Annotated in this window: 2 protein-coding genes; both read left to right on the plus strand. The window is 67.4% G+C overall.

Annotated elements, in window-relative coordinates; translation table 11 throughout:
* The coding region (locus MOV75_RS37910; RefSeq protein ID WP_247007967.1) for an EAL domain-containing protein at nt 1–489 on the plus strand (489 nt) is incomplete at its 5' end.
* Nucleotides 489–1441: diguanylate cyclase (locus MOV75_RS37915; protein ID WP_249796921.1), on the plus strand; the 953-nt coding region annotated here is incomplete at its 3' end. The genes MOV75_RS37910 and MOV75_RS37915, both read left to right, overlap by 1 nt.

Below are 1441 nucleotides of genomic sequence, written 5' to 3' on the forward strand. Positions count from 1 at the left end.
GAACATGATGAACTTCCAGATCCAGCTCACCCGCCGCCAGGGCGTGGTGCCGACGACCCGCGCCGGCTCGAGCTCGAGATCACTGAGGCCGTGCTGATCCGCGACGACGAGGCTGCGCTTTCGATCCTGCATCAGCTCCGCTCGATCGGCGTGCGCATCGCACTCGACGATTTCGGCACCGGCTACTCCTCGCTCAGCTATCTCAAGCGCTTCCCGTTCGACAAGATCAAGATCGACCGCTGCTTCGTCGCCGACATCGCGGAGGAGAGCGGCGCACCCGTGATCGTGCAGGCGGTGGTGAACATTGCGGCCGCCAGCAGCATGACCACGGTCGCCGAAGGGGTCGAGACCGAGGCGCAGCGCGAGCTGCTGCGCGCGCTCGGCTGCACGCAGATGCAGGGCTATCTGTTCAGCCCGCCGAAGCCGGCCAGCGAGGTGCGGAAATTGTTCGGCTCCGGCAGTGCCGTGCCGGTGGCGGCGGTGGCCTGATGGCGAAGCCAGTGAAGTCGTCAAGCACGTCGCCGGGAAAGACGTCAGGCAAGACGCCGGCCAAGACCGTCGACGTCGCGGATTCCTATGCCGTGCGGCTGATGCAGCACCTGGTGGTGCCGACCTTCGTGATCGACCCGAAGCGCCGCGTCGTGATCTGGAACAGGGCCTGCGAGCGGTTGACCGGTCTCGCCGCCTCCGAGGTGATCGGCACCAGCAAGCACTGGCAGGCCTTCTACGAAACCAGGCGCCCCTGCCTTGCCGACCTCGTCGCGCTCGACCGGCCGGAGCAGCTGCCGGAGTTCTATTCGGAATACGCGGCGCGCGGCCATAACGGGCTCGGCTTTTCCGCGGAGAACTGGTGCACGATGCCGAAGCTCGGCAGCCAGCTCTATCTCGCCATCGACGCCGGCCCGATCCACGACGAGGCCGGCCATCTGATCGCCGTGGTGGAGACGCTGCGCGACCTCACCGACCAGAAGCGCGCCGAGATGGCGCTGAAGGAGCTCGCCACCAAGGACGGCCTGACCGGCCTGTCGAACCGCCGTTCGTTCGACCAGATGCTGATGAGCGAATGGGCCCGCGCCCACCGTACCCAGAAGCCGCTGGCGCTGCTGTTCGTCGACGTCGATCATTTCAAGCTGTTCAACGACCACCACGGCCACCAGACTGGCGACGAATGCCTGCGCGCGGTCGCCTCCGTCGTCAGCCGGCATGCCGTGCGTCCGCTCGATCTCGCCAGCCGCTACGGCGGCGAGGAGTTCGCGCTGATCCTGCCGGACATGGATTGCGATAGTGCCTGCGTCATCGCCGAGGAGATCCGCAGCGCCGTGATGGCCTTAGCGATCGCCCACGGCGCCACGGGTGCCGGCGACCATGTCACCCTCAGCGTCGGCGTCGCCAGCCACATTCCCGGTGGGGCCGATGGCGGCCCCGACCGGCTGCTGGGTGC

Origin of the sequence: Bradyrhizobium sp. PRIMUS42, assembly GCF_023006515.1 — a bacterium.
GTDB lineage: Bacteria > Pseudomonadota > Alphaproteobacteria > Rhizobiales > Xanthobacteraceae > Bradyrhizobium.